This is a genomic window from Microvirga sp. GCM10011540 (assembly GCF_042650665.1).
Classification (GTDB): domain Bacteria; phylum Pseudomonadota; class Alphaproteobacteria; order Rhizobiales; family Beijerinckiaceae; genus Microvirga; species Microvirga lenta.
In genome coordinates this window covers 93,852-114,744 of sequence record NZ_JBHSBQ010000143.1, presented here as the reverse complement: position 1 = coordinate 114,744, position 20,893 = coordinate 93,852, and the positions used below count along the sequence as shown (strand labels likewise).

The following is a 20,893-nucleotide window of genomic DNA, read 5'->3' as shown; positions in this document are numbered from 1 at the left end:
CCGGCTCATGACCACGGCCCATGACGAACTCAGCCGGAAGGCCCTCGCGATCCACGAGCGGCTCTGCGCCGTCTACGGCTGCCCCATCCCCTATTTCCACGATTTCGACCCCTTGAGCGAGCTGATCTCCTCGCTCCTGTCCCACCGCACCCGCAACGCGGATTCGGGCCGCGCCTTCAAGGCCCTGCGGGCACGCTACGCCGACTGGGCTTGCCTGAGGGATGCGCCGGTCTCCGAGGTGGAGGAGACGATTCAGGGGGTCACATGGCCGGAGCAGAAGGCGCCGCGCCTCCAGGCGGTGCTGCGCGCGGTGACGGAGCGCCACGGCCGCCTCTCCCTCGATTTCCTCGCCGACATGCCGGCCGTGGAGGCGCGGGCCTGGCTGGAGAGCATCCCCGGCATCGGGCCGAAGACGAGCGCGGCGGTGCTGGCCTTCTCGAACCTGCGCAAGCCCGCCCTGCCCGTGGACAGCCACCATCACCGGGTGGCGCAGCGCACCGGCCTCATTCCGCGCTCCTTGAGCGTCGGTCCGTCCCATGCGGCGCTGGCCGCCCTGCTGCCGCCGGATTGGAGCGCGCAGCAGGTCTACGACAACCACGAAGTCATGATGCTGCACGGGCAGCGGTGCTGCTTCTTCAGAAATCCGGCCTGCCGGCGCTGCGCCGTTCTCGACCTCTGCCCGACAGGCCAGGGCCTTGTCGAAAGGCTCCCGAACGATGTCCGGCCGCAGGGGCGGGAGGGCGCCGGAACCTCCCGGTGAGCCGGCTCACGTTTCCGTGAGTGCGGCGCGGCGAATAATCCGCCCGTGGGAACGACCTCGGATGAGATGCGTTCGCTAGGCAACGTCAAAGGAGCTTTCCATGCGTAAAATGTTGATGGCAGTCATTGCCTCCGCCGCTTTCGGCACGGCCGGCCTGATGGCCGCCCCCGCTTCCGCCCAGACGCAGACCGCCCCGGTGAGCGAGCTGGTCGCCGCCCTCAAGAAGGGCGAATTGCAGACGGATTATTCCCAGTACGTTGAGCGCCGCTACTACCGCCCTGGCACTCGCTACTACCGTTCGGGCCCCCGCGTCGTGGAGCGCCGCTACTATCGTCCGGGCCCGCGCTATTACGGCCGCCCCTACGCCAATGACCGCCGCTACTATCGCCGCGACCGCGGTTCCGCCGCTGCGGCGGGTGCCATCGGTCTCGCCACCGGCGCGATCATCGGCGGCGCGCTGGCCCAGCAGCAGCAGCAGGCTCCGGTCTATGCCGCTCCGAACCGGAGCGCGGTCGCCTATTGCTCGCAGCGCTTCAAATCCTACGATCCGGCCTCGGGCACCTATCTCGGCTATGACGGCCGCCGTCACGCCTGCCCGTAAGCAAAGCGGTACGCGAAAGAAAAACGGGCCCTTCGGGGCCCGTTTGCTTTTGGTGGCGCTTACTTCGCCGCGATGACGGCGATCTCGACCTTGAAGGCCGGCGCCGCGAGCTTGGCCTCGACCGTGGCGCGGGCCGGGGTGTTGCCCGGCGACACCCACGCGTCCCACACGGCGTTCATCTCCTGGAACGTGCCCATGTCGGTGAGCCAGATATTCGCCATCAGGACCTTCGACTTGTCCGTGCCGGCCTCGGCCAGCAGCCCGTCGATGATGGAGAGGATTTCCTTCGTCTGCTCGGTGACGCTCTGCCCCGCCGACTGATTCGCGACCTGACCCGCCAGATAGACCGTGTTGCCGTGAACGACGGCGCCGCTCATGCGGGGACCGGGCTTGATGCGTTGAATCGTCATGATCTGCCTTTGTGAGAGAAAGAAAGTGCACCCCCGCTTTTGGGATGCGGGAGCCCCCGCGGTCAAGGGGGCGGGACGGCCCCGCCTTCTCCGGCGGCAGGGCCTATGGGGGCGAACAGGTAGCGCTCGAACCAGTTCGGGAAATCGCGCACGAGCGCCTTCGGCCCTTCGACCGCCAGGCCCATCCGCTGCGCTTCCCTGAAATCCGTGTCGCCCCGCCACCAGGCCACTAGGGCGGGGAGGGGGGAGCGGACGCGGACCGGCTCGGGAAAGCCCGGATTCTGCGTGCACAGCGAGATCTCCGACACCTTCAGCAGCAGGAAGCGCGGCTGCCGCTGCCCGTCGATCTCGAAGCGGATGACGATGGGATCCTTCGGGATCGCCTCGGCGCGGACCCGCCTGTGCATGTCGACGAGCAGGGGCTCGGCATCGAGATCCTCCTCCGCCGGGCGCCGCGGCAGCCATCTCTGGCCCCAGGCGCCCATGGCGCCCACCAGGGACGCCAGCTCCCGGCCGGATTCGGTGAGGTCGTATTCGGGGCCGGTCCTGCCGTCGCGGCGCGTTACGGCCCCGATGGACACCAGCGCCTGCAGCCGCTCGGACAGCATGGTGCGCGAAATGCGCGGAATGCCCCGCCGGATGTCGTTGAAGCGCCGGCTCCCGCACAGGAGCTCCCGCACGACGAGAAGGGTCCAGCGGCCGCCCAGGACCTCGTGGGCGCGCGCCACCGAACAGAACTGACCGTAACCCGCCATGGCCGAGGGCTAACACGACCCCGTCCGGCGGGGAAGTCCGGATTCCGGACCTGACAGGCCCGTCTCCCGGCACCATAGATCCCCGACATCGGTCTTGCCGGAAAGAGGACGGGCATCATGAACGACATGGCGGGCAACATTCTGCAATCCATCGGCAACACGCCTCTTCTGGCCCTGCGCAGGATCGTGCCCGGCAACGGCGCGCGGGTCCTGCTGAAGCTGGAGAACCAGAATCCGACCGGCAGCATGAAGGACCGGATGGCGCTCGCCATGGTCGAGGCCGCCGAGGCGGACGGCCGTCTCGCGCCGGGCGGATCGGTGGTCGAACATACCGGCGGCAGCACCGGCGTCTCCCTGTCCCTGGTCTGCGCCGTGAAGGGCTATCCCCTGCACGTCGTGACCTCGGACGCCTTCGCCCGGGAGAAGCTCGACCACATGGCGATCCTGGGGGCCAGGCTCCAGGTCCTGGAGAGCGACGGCGGGCGCATGACCGAGAAGCTCACCAAGGACATGATCGCGGCCGCGGGCGTGATCGCGAGGGAGACCGGGGCCTTCTGGACCGACCAGATGAAGAACCGGGACCAGCTTGCCGCCTACCACGCCATGGCCGAGGAGATCTGGGTTCAGACCGGCGGGCGCATCGACGGCTTCGTGCAGAGCGTCGGCACGGCGGCGTCGCTGCGGGGCAATGCCGAGGGCCTGCGCCGCCGCCACGGCAGGATCAGGATCGTCGCCGTGGAGCCCGCCGAATCCCCGGTCCTGTCGGGCGGCGCCTCGGGCGCCCACAGGATCGACGGAATCGGCGCGGGCTACGTGGTCCCGCTCTGGGAGGACGGCATCGCCGACGGGATCGAGCGGATCTCGACGGAGGAGGCCATGGCCATGGCCTTCCGGCTCGCCCGGGAGGAGGGCCTCTTCGCCGGCACCTCCACGGGCGCCAACGTCATCGCGGCCCTGCGGCTCGCCGAGACGCTGGGGCCGGATGCCACGGTCGTCACGATCATGTGCGACACGGGGATGAAATACCTGAGAACCTTCGGGGCGCGGCTCGGGTGAGGGGCGGGTCCCGGCCCCGTCAGTAAAGCGTCTCGCGCACCCGCTCGGCCAAGCCCTTGTCGTAGGTCTCGCCGCCGACCCGGTTCTCGCTCATGGCGGCCAGGATCTGGCCGGCGCTCGGGAGTGAATTGCGCGCCACGTGCTTGTCGGGGTTCCACAAATCCGAGCGCACGACCGCCCGGGAGCACTGGAAGTAGACCGCCTCGACGGTGATCATCAGCACCGTGCGCGGCGCCTTGCCGTCGACGGCGAAGCTCTCCAGCAGGGCAGGGTCGGTGGAGACCACGGCGCGGCCGTTGACGCGAAGGGTCTCGCCGATGCCCGGGATGAGGAAGAGCAGGGCCACCTGCGGGTCGCGCACGATGTTGCGCAGGGAATCGAGCCGGTTGTTGCCGCGCCGGTCGGGCAGGAGAAGCGTCTTCTCGTCCTGCACCCGCACGAAGCCCGGCCCGTCGCCGCGGGGCGAGCAGTCGAGCCCTTCCGGACCCCGGGTCGCCAGCGCCGCGAAGGGCGCGGCCTCGATCAGGGCCCGGTAGACCGGAACCACCCGGTCGGCCTCCTTGACGAGGGACGCCTCCGGCGGCTCGCCGTAAAGGGCTTCGAGATCGGCGAGGGTGGTGACGGTGTGGGACATGAATCATCCGAAGAAGGAGGCGCCTTATCTTTCCCACACCAGGCCGGGTTTGGGCTAGATGCGGTCGAACACCTCCGGCTGCAGCTTGCCCGTCTTCAGCAGATGCTGCAGCGCATATGCCACGGAGAGGGCATCGTCGAGGGCGTCGTGGCCCTGCAGGGGAGGGTGCTCGACGCCGTAATAATCCGCCAGCTTGTTGCTCGGCGTCTTCCCGATATCCTCCACCGGCATCCCCGCCGCGATCACGAGCTTGACGGCGTTGTCGAACCGGTGGGCCGGAATGGACCACGGAATGCCCGCGACATAGCAGCTGATGGCGACCATGTTCAGCTCGTCCTTGCCCCACGACCAGGACCTCGCGCCGTCGGAGAAGCGGTCGAAGCCCGCAAGGGCTTCCTGCAACGGCATCCCCTCGGCTTGGATGTCGTCCTCGCTGATGCCGGTCAGCTTGGTGAAGAACGGGTCGATCGGGTATCTGCCGCCGAAACGGTCGACCGGCCGGACATAGGCCCTGTAGGTGTCCAGGAGGGGGAAATCGCCCTCCAGCCCGAGCTTCACGGCGCCGATCTGCGCGATGACCGGATCGGGGTCATGAGCCCCGCACCAGAACCTGCCCTGCGAGCCCTGGACGCAAAGAAACTCGCAGTCGAATACGATGGCGGTCTTCATAATCGATGCTCCCCCTTCTTTGCGGGCATGGGTTTTCACCAAGCCAAGCTAGAGCATATGCTTCGATTCCGCAGGGATAAAATCCGCGACCGGGATGAATTCTGCCTGCGGGAGAGCAGCCGAGCCTTGCCGGATCATGGTCCGCCAGCGCGGCGAAGGGTCCGGCTCAGGACAGGAAGTTCGCCTCTCGCGCATCGCTTGGCGAAAAACCGGATCCACTTTCCCGCACGACGCCCGAGAGGATCCATTCACCATCCGAGCCGGCTTCCTGCTCCGGCGGACGATAGTCTGAACCAGGGGGTTGAGTTCCGTCATCGGCCGTAGAATGCTACGCGCGGGGGATAGAAAGGATCTGCCGATGCGGGTCGTCGCCCTCGTCGCTTGCCTTGCAATCCTGGGCGCGGCCCTGCGCCCCGAGGTATCCCTGGCGCAGCCGAGCGCAGCATCGGAGCACCGTTCCGTACCCCGAGCCGGGGGGCAGCATGCCGGACCGCAAGCGGGCGCGAGCGCCACGACGGCGCCGGCCACGACGGAAAACCTGGAGCCGCCGCCCGTGTCTCCGACGTTCTCCTCGCTCAGCCTCCTGGGCGATCATCTGCACGCGGTCCGGTGGGAGCTGGGCATCGTGGGGGCGGCCATCGTCACCGTCGGCATCAAAGACTGGGACTGGGGCAACGGCTCCGGGTTCCAGACCATCGAGGAAGGGTGGTTCTCCAAGAACACCCGCCATGGCGGCATGGACAAGATCGGCCACTCCTTCTCGACCTTCGTCATCGCCGATCTCCTGACGGACAGGATCCGGGCCAATGCATCCGATCCCACCGGCGCCCCGATCACGGCCGCACTCGTCGCATTCGGGATCATGGGGCTGGTCGAAACCGTGGACGGGTTCACGGGCAGGCACCGCTTCTCGCGGGAGGACATCGTGGCGAACGGCGTCGGCGCGCTCTTCTCGATTTTCCGCAATACGGTTCCCGGGCTTCGGGAGAAGCTGGACTGGCGGATCATGTATACGCCCGCGAGTTTCGAGCGGCCCGGCATCACCACGGATGCGGGCATTCTCCCCCCGTATGAGCGCCAGCGCTACATCATGGCCCTGAAGGGCAGCGGGTTCGAAACGCTCAGGAACACGCCCCTGCGCTACGCCGAGCTGCATGTCGGCTTCGACGCGCGCGGCTTCGAGAGGCGGGAGCGGGAGCTCGGCTATCCGATCGAGCGCTCCTTCTATGTCGGGGTAGGGCTGAACCTCAACGAGGTCCTGTTCGGCTCCGGACCGCAGCCGAACTTCGCCCGCTACAGGGACACGCTGCCGGGCTGGGCCGTGCGCAAGACGTTCGAATACGTCCAGGTGCCGTATACGTCCGTGTACCACGAGAACCGCTTCTCGACGGTCCGCCGCGTCGGCGGGACGTTCAGGGACTAAGAGCATCGTGCTGACCTTCGGTTCCGCTCGAACGATGCGCCTTCGGGAGAAAGCATCGGATCGATCCCAAAAGTGCAAGTCCACTTCTCCTGTCCGATGCTCTCGTAGCGGAAGCCCTGCCGGCAGCCCGGCCGACCGGTGCCGCCGTCCGCGATGGGAGAAATCCAGGCAACAAAAAAGCGCGGTCCGAAGGCCGCGCTCTCATGACTTTGCCGACAGGGCAGGGGAGACTTACTCGCCCGCGGCCTGCTGCTTCTGCTGGTCGCGCTGGGCCTTTTCGGCCTCGCGCTCGGCCTTGAGCTGCTCGGTGATGTCCTCGCCGGTCTCCTGGTTGACCACCTTCATGGAGAGACGGACCTTGCCGCGCTCGTCCATGCCGAGGAACTTGACCTTCACCTTGTCGCCTTCCTTGACCACGTCGGTCACCTTGCCGACGCGGTTCTTGGCGAGCTCCGAGATGTGGACGAGGCCGTCGCGGGAACCGAAGAAGTTCACGAAGGCGCCGAACTCCATCACCTTCACGACCGTGCCGTCGTAGATCACGTTGACCTCGGGCTCGGCCACGATGGAGCGGATCCAGTTGTAGGCCGCCTTGATCGACTTGCCGTCGGCGGACGCAATCTTGATGAGGCCGTCGTCGTTGATGTCGATCTTGGCGCCGGTCTTCTCCACGATCTCGCGGATGACCTTGCCGCCCGAACCGATGACTTCGCGGATCTTGTCGACCGGGATCTGCATGGTCTCGATGCGCGGAGCGTGCTCGCCGAGCTCGGCGCGCGGGGCGGTAAGGGCCTTGTTCATCTCCTCGAGGATGTGCGCGCGGCCTTCCTTGGCCTGATCGAGCGCGACGCGCATGATCTCCTCGGTGATGCCGGCGATCTTGATGTCCATCTGGAGCGAGGTGATGCCCTGCTCCGTGCCGGCCACCTTGAAGTCCATGTCGCCGAGATGGTCCTCGTCGCCGAGGATGTCGGACAGGACCGCGAAGCGCTCACCTTCCAGGATGAGGCCCATGGCGATGCCCGCCACCGGACGGCGCAGCGGCACGCCCGCATCCATCAGCGCCAGCGAGGCGCCGCAGACCGTGGCCATGGAGGAGGAGCCGTTGGACTCGGTGATCTCCGACACCACGCGCAGGGTGTAGGGGAACTCGTGCGACGGCGGCAGCATCGGGTGGATGGCGCGCCAGGCGAGCTTGCCGTGGCCGATTTCGCGGCGGCCGGGCGAGCCCATGCGGCCCGTCTCGCCCACGGAATAGGGCGGGAAGTTGTAGTGCAGCAGGAAGGTTTCCTTGCGGGTGCCTTCCAGCTCGTCGATGAACTGCTCGTCCTCGCCGGTGCCGAGCGTGGTCACGACCAGCGCCTGGGTCTCGCCGCGGGTGAATACCGCCGAACCGTGGGCGCGCGGCAGGACGCCGACCTCCGCCAGGATCGAGCGGACGGTGCGGACGTCGCGGCCGTCGATGCGCTGGCCCTCGTCGAGGATGTTCCAGCGCACGACCTTGGCCTGAACCTCCTTGAAGGCGGCCTTGACCTTCTCGGCGTCGAACCTGGCTTCGCCTTCGGCCGGGCAGAGCGCCTCCATCACCTTGGTCTTCACCGCGTCGACGGCGGCATAGCGGTCCTGCTTCCTGGTGATCTTGTAGGCTTCGCGCAGGTCCTTCTCGGCGATGTCGAGAACGGCCTTCTCCACGTCCGACATATCAGCCGGCTGGTAGTCGCGGGGCTCCTTGGCGGCCTTTTCGGCGAGGCGGATGATGGCCTCGATGACCGGCTGGAAGTGCTTGTGGCCGAACATCACGGCGCCGAGCATCACGTCCTCGGCCAGTTCCTTGGCCTCGGATTCGACCATCAGCACCGCGTCCGAGGTGCCGGCGACCACGAGATCCAGGGTCGAATCCGGCATCTCCTGCAGGAGGGGGTTCAGCTTGTACTGGCCGCCCACATAGCCGACGCGGGCCGCGCCCACGGGGCCCATGAAGGGCACGCCGGACAGGGTCAGGGCCGCGGAGGCGGCGACCATGGCGACGATGTCCGGATCGTTCTCGAGATCGTGCGAGAGCACGGTCACGACGACCTGCGTATCGTTACGGTAACCGTCGGCGAAGAGGGGACGGATCGGGCGGTCGATCAGGCGGGAGACCAGGGTCTCCTTCTCGGTGGGACGGCCTTCGCGCTTGAAGTAGCCGCCCGGGATGCGGCCCGCCGCGTAGGCGCGCTCCTGATAGTTGACCGTGAGGGGGAAGAAGTCGATGCCGGCCTTCGGCTCCTTGGCCGAGACGACCGTGGCGAGAACCGTGGTCTCGCCGTAGGAGGCGACGACGGCGCCGTCGGCCTGGCGGGCCATCTTGCCCGTTTCGAGCGTGAGCTTGCGCCCACCCCAGATCAGTTCTTCGCGTTGAATGTCGAACATGCTGTTGTCTTTCGTGACATGGCGGCGGCTCGATGCCATGAGCAAGACGGCAAGAGGCTCCGCGGCCGGTCGATCCCGCCGCCGCAAGCCCCTTGCGATCCTGCCATGGTCATCGCGTCATCCGCCTCTCTTCAATGGACGCCCGGCACGCGCATCGCGCCGTCTGCGTCAGAGGCCGCCCGGAGCCGGGCCCCGGGCGGAAAGGTTCTCGAAAAGCTTAGCGGCGAATGCCGAGCCTCTCGATGAGCGTGCGGTAGCGGCCCTCGTCCTTCTTCTTGACGTAGTCGAGGAGGGAGCGGCGCTGCGACACGAGCTTCAGGAGACCACGACGGGAATGGTTGTCCTTCGTGTGGGTCTTGAAGTGGCCGGTCAGGTTGTTGATCCGCTCGGTGAGGATCGCGACCTGCACCTCGGGGGAGCCGGTGTCGCCTTCCTTCTGGGCGAATTCCTTCACGAGCGCGTTCTTGCGCTCAGCCGTAATCGACATCGCTTGTCCTTTCAGGTTGGTACTTTGAATCGACCTCGGCCCTGTGGGCCTCAAGGTCAGCTTCGCCGGAAACGGCCGGGCCGGGATGTCGTCCAGCGCGGTCTGATCTCTCGACGCATCCTGCGGGCAACGCCTGCGGGAATGGCGCGCACCATACACGAAAAGCGCGCAAGTGCTAGATAGATCGTATCGTCCGGCGGGATTGCAAGGCGCGGGAGCTCTCTTTGATCCGAAATGGGCCCGGAACAAGACCGCAAGGCTCTGGTTGACGGGTAGAGATTCCACGCCAACAGGAAGGTCCCATCATGGTCGCCACCACAGCCGATCTGTCGTCCTCGGAAACGGCCAAGAACGTCTTCATCACCGGTCTTCAGAACGCCCATTCCCTCGAGAAGGAGGCGCTTCAGATCATGAACCGGCAGATCGAGCGCATCGAGAACTATCCGGAAATGCGCCAGCTCCTCGAGCTGCATGTCCGCGAGACCGAAGGGCAGATCCGGCGCCTCGACGACATGCTGCACAATTTCGGCGAGGACCGTTCCCTGCTGAAGGACATGGCCACCCAGGTCATGGGCAACATCGCCGCCATGGCCCATGTGCCGATGGCCGACGAGATCATCAAGAACACCTTCGCCAACCACGCCTTCGAGAATTTCGAGATCGCCTCGTACAAGTCCCTGATCACCATGGCCGAGCTGACCGGCCATTCCCGGTTCGTCCCGGCGCTGGAAGAAACCCTCCGGGAGGAGGAGAAGACGGCCCAGGCCATCCGGGACCAGATCGAGATGATCACCCGCCGCTACCTGGAGCGCGAAGCCCAGGGGCTGAAGGCGGACCGGTAGGGCCGGCGCCTTTCCCTCCCCCGCGCGGGGGAGGGAAAGGGGTGCCGGCGCCACGCCTTCACGGGCTGTCGCCCAAGCCCCCCATCTCCAACTCCTCCCCACCGCAGGTCGGCTGTTCCCGACTTGCGCAAGAGATGCGGATCTCGGGCAGACCCGGGGAGGAGGGATCGCGTCGGCGCCTCAGGCCCCCAGGTTGAACACCCGGTGCGGCACCAGTTCGCCGCGCTCCACGTCGCCCACCGCCACCAGCACGCCGTTGCAGGTGGCGTAGATCTTGCCGGAGATCGGCGCCTCGCGGCCGCGCAGGATGATGGACTGGCCCCGCATCAGGCGGGCGGCCATGTCGCGGCTCACCGCAACGGACGGGATCTCGCTCAGGGCCATCTCCACCGGGCGCAGGGCCGCCGGATCGGTGGCGAGGTCGTCCACCACGACCGCATCCTCTTCCGTGAACGGCCCGACGCGGGTGCGCCGCAGGGCCGCGATGTGGCCGAGGCAGCCCAGCGCCCGGCCCAGATCCCGGGCGATGGCGCGCACATAGGTGCCCTTGCCGCAATCCGCCTCGATCACCGACCGGTCGCCCTCGTGATGCACCAGGGTGAGCCGGTCGATCTCGACCGTGCGCGGCTGCAGCTCTACCACCTCGCCGTCCCGGGCGAGATCGTAGGCGCGCTCGCCCTGGATCTTGATGGCGGAAAAGCGCGGTGGCACCTGCTGGATGGAGCCGGTGAAGCGGGGCAGCAGCGCCTCGATGCTGGCGGGATCCGGCACCTTGTCGGTCCGCTCGACCACTTCGCCCTCGGTATCGTCCGTGTTGGTCTCCGCGCCCCAGGCCACGGTGAAGACGTAGGATTTGCGCCCGTCCATGACGAAGGGCACGGTTTTCGTGGCCTCGCCGAGGGCGATCGGCAGGATGCCCGAGGCCAGCGGGTCGAGGGTGCCCGCGTGCCCGGCCTTCTTGGCCGAGAGGCTGCGCTTGACCACCGCGACCGCATGGGTCGAGGTCATGCCGACGCCCTTGTCGAGGATGATCCACCCATTGACGTCGCGCTTCTTCGGGCGGTCGGGCCGGGGCCCCCGCTGCGGTCGTTCCTCGGTCATGAAGCCTACTCGTCGTTGTTGTCGTCGTCGGAGGTGTCGGGCCTGGCCGTGTCGCGGGCCACCTTGTCGGAGCGCAGCAGCGCGTCGATCCGGGCGGCCTCGTCGAAGCTCTCGTCGCGCAGGAAGCGCAGGTCGGGCGCATATTTCAGGTTCACCCGGCGGGCGACCTCCTGGCGCAGCACCTTCTTGTTCTTGTCGAGGGCGCGGAGCACGGCGTCCTCGTCGCGCCCGCCGAGCGGCATGACGAAGGCCGTGGCGAGCTTGAGGTCGGGGGTCATGCGCACCTCGGGGATCGTGATGACGTTCCTCGTCAGCACGTCGTCCTGCAGGTCGCCCCGGGAGAGAACCTCGGCCAGGGCGTGGCGCACGAGCTCGGCCACGCGCTGCTGACGTTGGGAAGGGCCGGCGGTTTGTTCGAAACGTTTAGCCATTGTCACTTTCCGGGGTCGAACCGGACCATCCAAAAGGGGTCATGGCCGGGAGCGACCCGGCCATGATGATAAGTTGGGAATGAGAAAAGAGATCCGAAGCGCGCCTTACAGCGTCCGCTTCACCTCTTCCACGCGGTAGCACTCGATGATGTCGCCGGCGCGCATGTCCTGGTAGTTCTCGAAGGCCATGCCGCAATCCTGACCCGAGGTGACCTCGCGGGCATCGTCCTTGAAGCGCTTGAGCTGGGACAGCTTGCCTTCGTGGATGACCACGTTGTCGCGGATGAGGCGGACATGGGCGCCGCGCTGGACCACGCCGTCGAGGACGCGGCAGCCCGCGACCTTGCCGACCTTGGACACGTTGAACACCTCGAGGACCTGCGCCTCGCCGAGCCGCTCCTCGCGGAGCGTCGGGGCGAGAAGCCCTGACATCGCCGCCTTCACGTCATCCACGAGGTCGTAGATGATGTTGTAGTAGCGGATTTCGATGCCGGCCCGCTCGGCCGCCTCGCGCGCTTCCTTGTGGGCACGCACGTTGAAGCCGAGGATGATGGCGCCGGAGGCCTCCGCCAAGGTGACGTCGGATTCCGAGATGCCGCCGACGCCCGCCTGGATGACCCGGGCCCCGACTTCCTCGTTGCCGGCCTTCTCCAGGGCGCCGACGATCGCTTCCGCCGAGCCCTGCACGTCCGCCCGGACCACGAGCGGGAACTCCTTGCGGCCCGCGCCGGCCTTGAGGTCGCGCATCATGTCCGCCAGCGTGCGGCCGGCCGAGCCCATCCGGGCCGCCTGACGCTCGCGCTTCTGACGGGCGCGGTACTCGGTGATCTCGCGGGCACGGGCCTCGGACTCGACGACCGCCACGCGGTCGCCGGCTTCCGGGGTGCCGTTGAAGCCCAGGATCTCGACCGGGACGGAGGGACCTGCCTCCTTCACGTTGGCGCCGAGATCGCTGACGAGGGCGCGCACGCGGCCCCACTCCGCGCCGGCGACGACGATGTCGCCCGTGTGGAGCGTTCCGCGCTGGACCAGCACGGTGGCGACCGGTCCGCGGCCGCGATCGAGCTTCGCCTCGATGACGGTGCCCTCGGCCGAGCGCTCCGGATTGGCGCGCAGGTCGAGGATTTCGGCCTGGAGCTGCAAGCCTTCGAGCAGGCTGTCGAGGCCCTGGCCGGTCTTGGCCGAGACTTCGAACTCGAGGGTCTCGCCGCCCATGGACTCGACCACGATCGAGTGCTGGAGCAGCTCGGTGCGGACCCGCTGCGGGTTGGCGTCGGGCTTGTCGACCTTGTTGATCGCCACGATGATCGGAACGCCTGCCGCCTGGGCGTGGGTGATCGCCTCGACGGTCTGGGGCATGACGCCGTCATCGGCCGCCACGACCAGCACCACGATGTCCGTCACCTTGGCGCCGCGGGCGCGCATGGCCGTGAAGGCCGCGTGGCCGGGCGTGTCGATGAAGGTGATCTTGCCGCCGAGCGGCGAGGTCACCTGATAGGCGCCGATGTGCTGCGTGATGCCGCCGGCCTCGCCCGAGACCACGTTGGTCTTGCGGATCGAGTCGAGCAGCGAGGTCTTGCCGTGGTCGACGTGACCCATGATGGTCACGACCGGCGGACGGGCGACGAGGTTCTCGTCCACGTCCGGCGTGTCGAACAGGCCTTCCTCCACGTCCGATTCCGCGACGCGCTTCACCGTGTGGCCGAGTTCCTCGGCCACGATCTGGGCGGTGTCGGCGTCGATCACGTCCGTGATCTTGTGCATCTGTCCCTGCTTCATCAGGAACTTGATCACGTCCACGGCGCGCTCCGACATGCGGTTGGCGAGCTCCTGGATGGTGATCGTCTCCGGAATCGTCACCTCGCGGGCGATCTTTTCCTTCTGCTCCACCTGGCGGTGGCCCATGAGACGCTGATTGCGGCGCCGGAAGGCGGCGAGCGAGCGGGTGCGCTCCTCCTCGCCGGAGGTCGCATTGGCCAGGGTCAGACGGCCGCGGCGTTTTTCCTCGCCGGGAGCCACCTTGGGGGTCTTCGGCAGGGCCGCGGGCTTGGCGCCGGGGCCGGGACGCCGAACGGTGCGTGCACCCTCGTCGTCGTCCACTTCGACCGCGCGGGCAGCGACGGGCGGGGCCGGACGCGCATTGGGCTTGGCGGTTGCCGGATCGGGCGCGGGCGGCGGGGGAGCCGGACGCGCCATGTGGTTCAGGCTCGGGGGACGACGTCCGTCCGTGCCGCCGGTGACGCGGGGACCGCCGAAGCCGCCGGGACGGGGACCGCCCGAGGCGCCGGGGCCGCCGGTGCGCGGACCGCCTTCGCGGGCCGGACGCGGTCCGGCGCCGTCGCGGGCAGGGCGGGGGCCGGCGCCGGGTCCGCCACTCCGTCCGGCGGGAGCCGGACCGGCGTTCTGGCGGGCGGGAGCAGGGCTCGCGGCGGCCGGAGCGGAGGCCTCGCCGAGACGGCGGCGTGCCTCGTCCTCGGCGCGGCGCTTGCGCTCCTCTTCCTGCCGGCGGCGCTCGTCTTCCTCGCGCTTGCGGGCCTCGGCCGCTTCGCGCTCCTGCGCTTCCGCAGCTTCGCGCTCGGCGCGGCGCTTGGCTTCCTCTTCCTGGCGCCTGCGATCGTCCTCCTCGCGGCGGCGGGCATCCGCAAGCGCATTGGCGCGGGCGTCGCGCTCCTGGTCGGAGAGGGTGCGCAGCACCACGCCGGAACGCTGGGCGTTCGACGCGGATCCGCCGGAGCGGGAAGGACGGCCTTGAGCCGGCGCGGGGGCGGCCGGCTTCGGTGCGGCAGGGGCCGCATTCTGCTGCTGCTGAGGCGCGGGCCGCTCGTCCTTGCCTCCGCCCGGTCCAACGGCCGGGCGACGCTTCACCGTCTCGACCACGACCGCCTTCGAGCGACCATGGGAGAAGCTCTGGCGAACCACGCCTTGCTCGACGGGCCGCTTCAGTGAAAGCGTCTTGGACGACACATGCAGCGTCTTGTCGCCCGGGTTTTTCGTATCATTCATTCGGCTCAGATCCGTCCGGTTCCATAATCGTGTGTACGCCGGCCCCACCTTTGGGGTCAGCCTGATCGGCATCGCTTCCGCAATAGGTACGATAACGGTGCCATCGGTTCAGAAAGCCGTCGCTTCCAGCGCCCGCGACGAGGGCAGCATGTATCACATGTGACCGGCCTAATGCCAAACTCAATTCGTCGTTTGACAGCTCTTGGATGACCGGAAAGCCTGATATTGCGTCGCCGAGGCGTTTTCGCAACTGGTTAGCGAGCTTTCTTCGCCCATCTTCGGCCGCTTCTGCGGCATGAATAAGGGCGACAAGGGGCTTTTCGGCGATTGCCGCTTCGACTTTTTCGAAACCGGTGACCACCGCGCCCGCCTTGTTGGCGAGCGACAGACTCTGGCGCAGATCCTCCCGAAGAGCCCGGCCGATGTCTTCGGCAAGGGTGTCGGGAGCCTTGACCTCCGCCTTGAAGGCGCGGGCGAAGAGGCGGCGCCTGACCGCCTCCTCGACCAGGCCGGAACGGGCCGTGACCCATACGCCCCGGCCCGGGAGCTTGTGTTTCAGGTCGGGAAAGACCTGGCGGTCAGGCCCGAGGACGAACCGGATCAGCCCCGCGGACGGCTGAGCCGTGCGGGTGACGATGCAGGTGCGCTCCGGTTCTTGCCGCGCCAAGGGTGCTGTCCTCGCCTGACCATGGCCGGTTTAGGACGGCTGGGCCTCGGTTTCGGCCTCTTCGGCCGAATCCTCGGTCTCCACGGTCTCTTCGGGGGCCTCGATCCAGCCCGCCTTGACGCGGGCGGCCATGATCATGGCCTCCGCTTCCGTGCGGGAGACGTCGAAGCCGTCCAGGGCTCCCTTGTACCGGGTCGCCTCCTGGCCGCGGCCTTCCGTCCAGCCGGCGAGGTCGTCGGTGGCGCAGCCGGCCAGATCCTCAACCGTCTTGATATCGTTCTCGCCGAAGGCGACCAGCATGGCGGTGGTGACGCCGTCGATCTCCTTCAACTCGTCCGACACGCCGAGCTCCTGGCGGCGGGCCTCGTTCTCCGACTCGATGCGGGTCAGGTATTCCTGGGCGCGCTCCTGGATCTCGCGGGCGGTGTCCTCGTCGAAGCCCTCGATCGAGGCCACTTCGGCGGAATCCACGTAGGCGAGCTCCTCCACGGTGCGGAAGCCTTCCGCCGCGAGGAGCTGGCCCACGACCTCGTCCACGTCGAGGGCGTTCATGAACAGCTCGGTGCGCTCGGCGAACTCCTTCTGGCGGCGCTCGGATTCCTCGGCCTCGGTCAGGATGTCGATGTCCCAGCCGGTGAGCTGCGACGCCAGGCGCACGTTCTGGCCGCGGCGGCCGATGGCGAGCGAGAGCTGGTCGTCGGGCACCACCACCTCGATGCGGTCGGCCTCCTCGTCGAGCACCACCTTGACCACTTCCGCGGGCTGGAGCGCGTTGACGATGAAGGTCGCCTGATCGGGGGACCAGGGGATGATGTCGATCTTCTCGCCCTGGAGCTCGCCCACCACCGCCTGGACGCGGGAGCCGCGCATGCCGACGCAGGCGCCGACCGGGTCGATGGAGGAATCGCGCGAGGTCACGGCGATCTTGGCGCGGGAGCCCGGATCGCGGGCGACCGCCTGCACGGTGACGATGCCGTCGTAGATTTCCGGCACCTCCTGGGCGAAGAGCTTCGCCATGAACTGCGGATGCGTGCGCGACAGGAAGATCTGCGGCCCGCGCGCTTCGCGGCGCACGTCGAAGAGATAGGCGCGGATGCGATCGCCGGGGCGGAACGTCTCGCGCGGGATCAGCTCGTCGCGGCGCACGATGGCCTCGCCGCGGCCGAGATCGACGATCACGTTGCCGTATTCGACGCGCTTGACGGCGCCGTTCACCACCTCGCCGATGCGGTCCTTGTATTCCTGGTACTGACGGTCGCGCTCGGCGTCGCGCACCTTCTGCACGATCACCTGCTTGGCCGACTGGGCCGCGATGCGGCCGAAATCGAAGGGCGGCAGGGTTTCGGAGATGGCGTCGCCCACCTGAGCGGCGGGGTTGCGCTTGCGGGCCTCGGAGAGGGCGATCTCGCGGGAGTCGTTCTCCAGGGCGGCATCGTCCACCACGAGGAGGTGCCGGGACAGGCGCAGCTCGCCGGTCTTCGGGTTGATCTCCGCGTGGACGTCCGTCTCCGCCCCGTAGCGGGAGCGGGCGGCCTTGGCGATGGCATCCGCCATGGCGTCCAGCACGATCTGCTTGTCGATCACCTTCTCGCGCGCGACCGCATCGGCGATCTGCAAGAGCTCAAGCCTGTTGGCGCTGATTGCCATCGAGGTCACTCCTTCTCGGACTTCCGGTCCTGCGGGCCGTCTGCATCGGGCAGGGACTCCGCATCCATGTCATCGGTATCTTCGTCTTCTTCGGTTTCGTCGTCCGCCACCGGCGCCGTTCCCCGGCGCAGCGATTCGCGGATCAAGTCGTCGGTCAGGACGAGGCGGGCCTCGCCCAGATCGGTCAGGGGAAGGCGCGCCAGGCGCTCCTCGCCTTCCTTCACGTCCGGCAGCTCGACGAGGGCGACGTCGCCCTCCACGCCCCGGATGAAGCCGCGGAAGCGCTTGCGGCCGGCCACCGGCACGGCCATCTCGATCTTCGCCTCGTAGCCGCTCCAGCGCTCGAAGTCGCTGGCGCGGACGAGCGGGCGGTCGATCCCGGGGGACGAGATTTCGAGATGATACGCCTGCGGGATCGGATCTTCGAGATCCAGCACCGGCGAAATCGCCCGGCTCACGGCCTCGCAATCGGTCACCGACATGGAGCCGTCGGGCCGTTCGGCCATGATCTGCACGGTGCAGCCGTTGGTGTTGGTGATCTTCACCCGCACCAGGTTGTAGCCGAGATCCTCGATCACGGGCTCGACGATGGCCGCCACCCGGGCTGCCGCGCCGTTCTCCGTGATCAGACGCCTGTCGCGTTCGTTCGCCATGATTGTCCGTAAAGCCAGATCCGCCAGTCTCTCGTCCCAGACTCCGGCCGTGAAGCAATAAAAAAGAGCGGACCCGGCGGGGCCCACTCTCATGAGCAGCTTAACGCTGCAACCAGAGCTGACATCAGGAATATACGCGTTCAAGCCCGAAAAAGCAAGACTCGCGTTCCCGGACGACTGCCGTAGCGGCACGCCCCGACCGTGGCGGCTCCGTCCGGCCTGTGCTAAAGCATCGGACAGGAAAAGTGGACTTGCACTTTTGGGATCCATCCGATGCTTTCTCCTTAACGAAGAGCATCGTTTCGGCGGAAAACCGGATCCACTTTTCGCTGGCGCGGACCTTCGGTTCCGCACGATGCTCTGGTGAAGCGTCGCTTGGGTGAGCAGGGCCTTGAGGTTTTTCCGCATTCTCCTCGTCGTCGCCGTGCCGCTGGCCGCAGCCCTCGCCGCCTGGCTCCTCGTCCGCCCGCCGGAGGTGACCGTCGTGTCTCCGGGCCGCGGCGAGGCCGCCGAGATCGTCTATGCCACAGGCGTCGTGGAGCCGCGGAGCTGGGCCAAGGTCGCACCCCTCCTGCGCGAGCGGATCGTCGAACTCTGCAATTGCGAGGGGGAGTCGGTGGAGCGCGGCGCGGTGCTGGCCCGCCTCGACAGCGGCCAGCCCGAGGCCGCCCTCGCGGAGCTGCGGGCCCGGCAGCGCTTCGCCCGGACGGAATACGAGAGGATCGCGGCCCTCGTGGAGCGCAGGGTCGCCAGCGAGCAGGCGCTCGACCGCGCCCGCAGCGAGCTGGGACAGATCGAAGCGCTCATCGCGGGCCAGCAGACGCGGCTCGAATCCTACGTCCTGCGGGCGCCGATGAACGGCATCGTCCTGCGCCAGGACGGGGAGGTGGGCGAGATCGCCGACACCGGAACGGTCCTGTTCTGGGTCGGGGAGCCCAAGCCCCTGCTGGTGGAGGCGGACGTGAACGAGGAGGACATCCCGCGCGTCGCCGTCGGCCAGCGCGCCGTTCTCAAGGCCGACGCCTTTCCCGGCCAGGTGCTGGAGGCGGTGGTGGATTCCATCACCCCCAAGGGGGATCCGGTCGCCAAGACCTATCGCGTGCGCCTCGCCCTGCCCGACGCGACGCCCCTGCGCATCGGGATGACCGTGGAGGTGAACATCGTCGTACGCGTCTCGTCCGACGGGGTGCTGGTGCCCACCAACGCGCTGCGCGGAAACGCCCTTTTCGTGGTGGAGGACGGCGTCGCCCGGCGCCGGGAGGTCGAACTCGGCATCCGCGGGGCCAGCAACACGCAGGTCCTGTCCGGCCTCGGCGAGGCCGACCGGGTGATCGCCCCGTTCCCGGACAATCTCGCCGACGGGGCGAAGGTGGCCGAAAAGAAGGGATGAGGTGACATGCGCCTCATCCTCGAACTCGCCCTGACCCACATCGCCGGACGCGGACGCCAGACCGTGGTGGCGATCCTGGGCGTGGCCCTGGGCGTCGGCTTCTCCATCGCCATGGCGGCGCTGATGCAGGGCACCGAGGAGGACTTCGTCGCCCAGCTCGTGGACACCATGCCCCATGTGCAGATCACCGACGAACGCCGCGCTCCCCGGCGGCAGCCGGCCGAGGAGCTCTTTCCGGTCACGAGCTTCAGCGGCCTGCGGCCGAAGGAGGACCGCCGCGGCATCCTCAACCCCACCGCCGTCACCGCCTCCCTGCGGGCCTGGATCCCTGGCCGCATGGCCCAGAGCCTGCGCACCCAGGGGGTCGTGCGCTATGCGGGGCGGGACGTGGGCGTGTCCATCATCGGCATCGATCCGGAGGTCGAGGCCACGGTCTCCTCCGTGGCCGGCGATTTCAGGCAGGGCAGCTTCGACGCGCTGCGCGCCGGGGGCAACAACATCGTGGTGGGCGACAGCCTCGCGCAGCGGCTCGGCGCGACCGTGGGCACCACGATCCAGGTGGTGGCGCCCACGGGCCAGTCCCGCGGGTTCCGGATCGTCGGCCTGTTCCACACCGGCAACAACGCCCGCGACGAGGGCGAGACCTACGTCCTGCTCAAGAGCGCGCAGATCCTCAGCGAACGTCCCAACACGATCAACGACATCCGCCTGCGCCTGGACGATCCGGAGGCCGCTCCCCGGGTCGCGCGCCAGGCCGAGGCCGAGATCGGCTACAAGGCGGTTCCCTGGCAGGAGGCCAACGAATCGCTCCTCGAAGCCTTGGTGGTGCGCAACGTGGTCATGTACACGGTGGTGGGCGCGATCCTGCTCGTGGCCGGCTTCGGGATCTTCAACATCATCTCCACCATCACCCACGAGAAGGCCCGGGACATCGCGATCCTGAAATCCCTCGGCTTCACCGAGAGCAACATGCGCCGGCTGTTCCTGGTCGAAGGGTTAGCCCTGGGCCTCGCCGGCTCCCTGGTGGGCTGGCTGATCGGCTTTCTCCTGTGCTTCGCCCTGTCGCAGGTGCGGTTCGAGCTGTCGGGCGCGGGCGTCGGGCGCGAGATGACCCATCTGCCCCTCGTCTGGAGCCTGTGGCACTATCTCATCGCGGCGGGCTTCGCGCTGCTGTCGGCCGGGGTCGCCGGCTATCTCCCGGCCCGGCAGGCGGCGCGGCTCAATCCCGTGGACATCATCCGGGGCGCCACATGAGCCCGCTGATCGAAGCCTCGAACCTCACCCGCATCCTGCCCGCCACCGTGCCGGTGACCCTGGTGCGGGACGTGTCGCTCGCCGTCGGCGAGCGGGAATTCGTCGCGATCACCGGCCCCTCCGGCTCCGGCAAGTCCTCGCTCCTCTACCTCCTCGGCCTGCTCGACCGTCCGACCGGCGGAGTCCTGAGGGTCGCCGGTCAGGACACGGCGCCCATGGACGACCGGGCCCTGGCGCGGCTGCGGCTGGATCTCCTGGGCTTCGTGTTCCAGTTCCATTTCCTGCTGCCGGAATTCACCGTGCTGCGGAACGTGGAGCTGCCCATGCGCAAGGCCGGGCGCCTGTCGGGACCCCGGATGCGCGAGCGGGCGGCCGGGCTCCTGGAGGATCTCGGCCTCGCCGGCCATCTCGACAAGCGGCCCGACCAGCTCTCGGGCGGCCAGCGCCAGAGAGTCGCGGTGGCGCGGGCCCTCGCCAACGACCCGCGGGTGGTCCTGGCCGACGAGCCGACCGGGAGCCTCGACACCAGGAGCTCCGAACAGGTGTTCGGCATTCTCCAGGACCTGGTGCGCAAGCACGGCAAGACGGTGATCGCCGTGACCCACGACATGGACATCGCGGCACGGGTGGACCGGCGCATTCATCTCGTGGACGGGGCGGTGGTGAGCGACGAGCGCCAGGCGCAGGCGGCGGTCTGA

Annotated in this window: 20 protein-coding genes; 8 read left to right on the top strand and 12 right to left on the bottom strand. The window is 68.1% G+C overall.

What is annotated here, in order from left to right:
* Positions 1-7: 7 nt before the first annotated feature.
* The gene (gene nth / locus ACFOYU_RS24960; RefSeq protein WP_377035628.1) at positions 8-760 is read left to right on the top strand and encodes an endonuclease III domain-containing protein; all 753 of its coding nucleotides are present in this window, start codon (positions 8-10) and stop codon (positions 758-760) included.
* 100 nt (positions 761-860) lie between these two features.
* Entirely contained in the window at positions 861-1,361 is a 501-nt protein-coding gene (locus tag ACFOYU_RS24955) for a BA14K family protein (protein ID WP_377035627.1), read from the top strand.
* 59 nt (positions 1,362-1,420) lie between these two features.
* On the opposite strand, the gene ACFOYU_RS24950 is transcribed toward ACFOYU_RS24955, so the two are convergent.
* Positions 1,421-1,771, bottom strand: a complete 351-nt coding sequence (locus ACFOYU_RS24950) for a RidA family protein (RefSeq protein WP_226738407.1) — start codon at positions 1,769-1,771, stop codon at positions 1,421-1,423.
* A gap of 62 nt (positions 1,772-1,833) precedes the next feature.
* Positions 1,834-2,526, bottom strand: a complete 693-nt coding sequence (locus ACFOYU_RS24945) for a winged helix-turn-helix transcriptional regulator (protein ID WP_377035626.1) — start codon at positions 2,524-2,526, stop codon at positions 1,834-1,836.
* Between the two features lie 117 nt (positions 2,527-2,643).
* Here ACFOYU_RS24945 and ACFOYU_RS24940 point away from each other — a divergent pair, with 117 nt between their 5' ends.
* Positions 2,644-3,582, top strand: a complete 939-nt coding sequence (locus ACFOYU_RS24940) for a PLP-dependent cysteine synthase family protein (RefSeq protein WP_377035625.1) — start codon at positions 2,644-2,646, stop codon at positions 3,580-3,582.
* Positions 3,583-3,601: 19 nt separating this feature from the next.
* On the opposite strand, the gene ACFOYU_RS24935 is transcribed toward ACFOYU_RS24940, so the two are convergent.
* A complete protein-coding gene (locus ACFOYU_RS24935) occupies positions 3,602-4,216 on the bottom strand; it encodes a pyridoxamine 5'-phosphate oxidase family protein (RefSeq protein WP_377035624.1) in 615 nt (204 codons plus the stop codon).
* 54 nt (positions 4,217-4,270) lie between these two features.
* On the bottom strand, positions 4,271-4,885 hold the full coding sequence (locus ACFOYU_RS24930; protein WP_377035623.1) for a 3'-5' exonuclease: 615 nt from the start codon (positions 4,883-4,885) through the stop codon (positions 4,271-4,273).
* Positions 4,886-5,243: 358 nt separating this feature from the next.
* Between ACFOYU_RS24930 and ACFOYU_RS24925 the strand changes: the two genes are divergently transcribed.
* Positions 5,244-6,308, top strand: a complete 1,065-nt coding sequence (locus ACFOYU_RS24925) for a DUF2279 domain-containing protein (protein ID WP_377035622.1) — start codon at positions 5,244-5,246, stop codon at positions 6,306-6,308.
* Between the two features lie 231 nt (positions 6,309-6,539).
* Here the strand turns inward: ACFOYU_RS24925 and pnp are convergent, their stop codons facing one another.
* Together pnp and rpsO are read right to left on the bottom strand one after the other, a co-directional pair.
* On the bottom strand, positions 6,540-8,720 hold the full coding sequence (pnp, locus tag ACFOYU_RS24920; RefSeq protein ID WP_226738420.1) for a polyribonucleotide nucleotidyltransferase: 2,181 nt from the start codon (positions 8,718-8,720) through the stop codon (positions 6,540-6,542).
* Positions 8,721-8,937: 217 nt separating this feature from the next.
* Positions 8,938-9,207, bottom strand: a complete 270-nt coding sequence (rpsO, locus tag ACFOYU_RS24915; RefSeq protein ID WP_226738422.1) for a 30S ribosomal protein S15 — start codon at positions 9,205-9,207, stop codon at positions 8,938-8,940.
* Between the two features lie 305 nt (positions 9,208-9,512).
* Between rpsO and ACFOYU_RS24910 the strand changes: the two genes are divergently transcribed.
* The gene (locus tag ACFOYU_RS24910; RefSeq protein ID WP_226738424.1) at positions 9,513-10,049 is read left to right on the top strand and encodes a ferritin-like domain-containing protein; all 537 of its coding nucleotides are present in this window, start codon (positions 9,513-9,515) and stop codon (positions 10,047-10,049) included.
* A 180-nt stretch (positions 10,050-10,229) separates the two neighbouring features.
* Here ACFOYU_RS24910 and truB read toward each other — a convergent pair whose 3' ends face one another.
* From truB to rimP, 6 genes are all read right to left on the bottom strand, one after another.
* Complete coding sequence (truB, locus tag ACFOYU_RS24905; protein WP_377035621.1) at positions 10,230-11,150, bottom strand: tRNA pseudouridine(55) synthase TruB; 921 nt, start codon at positions 11,148-11,150, stop codon at positions 10,230-10,232.
* Positions 11,151-11,155: 5 nt separating this feature from the next.
* Positions 11,156-11,581: a 30S ribosome-binding factor RbfA gene (gene rbfA, locus ACFOYU_RS24900; protein WP_377035620.1), complete on the bottom strand. Its 426-nt coding sequence runs from the start codon at positions 11,579-11,581 to the stop codon at positions 11,156-11,158.
* A 105-nt stretch (positions 11,582-11,686) separates the two neighbouring features.
* Positions 11,687-14,584, bottom strand: a complete 2,898-nt coding sequence (gene infB / locus ACFOYU_RS24895) for a translation initiation factor IF-2 (RefSeq protein WP_377035619.1) — start codon at positions 14,582-14,584, stop codon at positions 11,687-11,689.
* On the bottom strand, positions 14,577-15,251 hold the full coding sequence (locus ACFOYU_RS24890; RefSeq protein ID WP_377035618.1) for an RNA-binding protein: 675 nt from the start codon (positions 15,249-15,251) through the stop codon (positions 14,577-14,579). The genes infB and ACFOYU_RS24890 overlap by 8 nt, the downstream gene beginning before the upstream one ends.
* Positions 15,252-15,281: 30 nt before the next feature.
* Positions 15,282-16,898: a transcription termination factor NusA gene (nusA, locus tag ACFOYU_RS24885; protein ID WP_226738435.1), complete on the bottom strand. Its 1,617-nt coding sequence runs from the start codon at positions 16,896-16,898 to the stop codon at positions 15,282-15,284.
* A gap of 5 nt (positions 16,899-16,903) precedes the next feature.
* Complete coding sequence (gene rimP, locus ACFOYU_RS24880) at positions 16,904-17,551, bottom strand: ribosome maturation factor RimP (protein WP_226738437.1); 648 nt, start codon at positions 17,549-17,551, stop codon at positions 16,904-16,906.
* Between the two features lie 379 nt (positions 17,552-17,930).
* Here rimP and ACFOYU_RS24875 point away from each other — a divergent pair, with 379 nt between their 5' ends.
* From ACFOYU_RS24875 to ACFOYU_RS24865, 3 genes are read left to right on the top strand one after another with little or no spacing between them, the layout of a single operon-like run.
* Positions 17,931-18,941, top strand: a complete 1,011-nt coding sequence (locus ACFOYU_RS24875) for an efflux RND transporter periplasmic adaptor subunit (protein ID WP_377035617.1) — start codon at positions 17,931-17,933, stop codon at positions 18,939-18,941.
* Between the two features lie 6 nt (positions 18,942-18,947).
* Complete coding sequence (locus tag ACFOYU_RS24870) at positions 18,948-20,195, top strand: ABC transporter permease (protein WP_226738439.1); 1,248 nt, start codon at positions 18,948-18,950, stop codon at positions 20,193-20,195.
* The gene (locus tag ACFOYU_RS24865; protein ID WP_377035616.1) at positions 20,192-20,893 is read left to right on the top strand and encodes an ABC transporter ATP-binding protein; all 702 of its coding nucleotides are present in this window, start codon (positions 20,192-20,194) and stop codon (positions 20,891-20,893) included. The genes ACFOYU_RS24870 and ACFOYU_RS24865 overlap by 4 nt, the downstream gene beginning before the upstream one ends.

Excerpts from the sequence above, each read along its gene's own strand:
- nth (WP_377035628.1), top strand. The coding sequence starts at position 8 with ATGACCACGGCCCATGACGAACTCAGCCGGAAGGCCCTCGCGATCCAC.
- ACFOYU_RS24955 (WP_377035627.1), top strand. The coding sequence starts at position 861 with ATGCGTAAAATGTTGATGGCAGTCATTGCCTCCGCCGCTTTCGGCACG.
- ACFOYU_RS24950 (WP_226738407.1), bottom strand. The coding sequence starts at position 1,771 with ATGACGATTCAACGCATCAAGCCCGGTCCCCGCATGAGCGGCGCCGTC.
- ACFOYU_RS24945 (WP_377035626.1), bottom strand. The coding sequence starts at position 2,526 with ATGGCGGGTTACGGTCAGTTCTGTTCGGTGGCGCGCGCCCACGAGGTC.
- ACFOYU_RS24940 (WP_377035625.1), top strand. The coding sequence starts at position 2,644 with ATGAACGACATGGCGGGCAACATTCTGCAATCCATCGGCAACACGCCT.
- ACFOYU_RS24935 (WP_377035624.1), bottom strand. The coding sequence starts at position 4,216 with ATGTCCCACACCGTCACCACCCTCGCCGATCTCGAAGCCCTTTACGGC.
- ACFOYU_RS24930 (WP_377035623.1), bottom strand. The coding sequence starts at position 4,885 with ATGAAGACCGCCATCGTATTCGACTGCGAGTTTCTTTGCGTCCAGGGC.
- ACFOYU_RS24925 (WP_377035622.1), top strand. The coding sequence starts at position 5,244 with ATGCGGGTCGTCGCCCTCGTCGCTTGCCTTGCAATCCTGGGCGCGGCC.
- pnp (WP_226738420.1), bottom strand. The coding sequence starts at position 8,720 with ATGTTCGACATTCAACGCGAAGAACTGATCTGGGGTGGGCGCAAGCTC.
- rpsO (WP_226738422.1), bottom strand. The coding sequence starts at position 9,207 with ATGTCGATTACGGCTGAGCGCAAGAACGCGCTCGTGAAGGAATTCGCC.
- ACFOYU_RS24910 (WP_226738424.1), top strand. The coding sequence starts at position 9,513 with ATGGTCGCCACCACAGCCGATCTGTCGTCCTCGGAAACGGCCAAGAAC.
- truB (WP_377035621.1), bottom strand. The coding sequence starts at position 11,150 with ATGACCGAGGAACGACCGCAGCGGGGGCCCCGGCCCGACCGCCCGAAG.
- rbfA (WP_377035620.1), bottom strand. The coding sequence starts at position 11,581 with ATGGCTAAACGTTTCGAACAAACCGCCGGCCCTTCCCAACGTCAGCAG.
- infB (WP_377035619.1), bottom strand. The coding sequence starts at position 14,584 with ATGAATGATACGAAAAACCCGGGCGACAAGACGCTGCATGTGTCGTCC.
- nusA (WP_226738435.1), bottom strand. The coding sequence starts at position 16,898 with ATGGCAATCAGCGCCAACAGGCTTGAGCTCTTGCAGATCGCCGATGCG.
- rimP (WP_226738437.1), bottom strand. The coding sequence starts at position 17,551 with ATGGCGAACGAACGCGACAGGCGTCTGATCACGGAGAACGGCGCGGCA.
- ACFOYU_RS24870 (WP_226738439.1), top strand. The coding sequence starts at position 18,948 with ATGCGCCTCATCCTCGAACTCGCCCTGACCCACATCGCCGGACGCGGA.
- ACFOYU_RS24865 (WP_377035616.1), top strand. The coding sequence starts at position 20,192 with ATGAGCCCGCTGATCGAAGCCTCGAACCTCACCCGCATCCTGCCCGCC.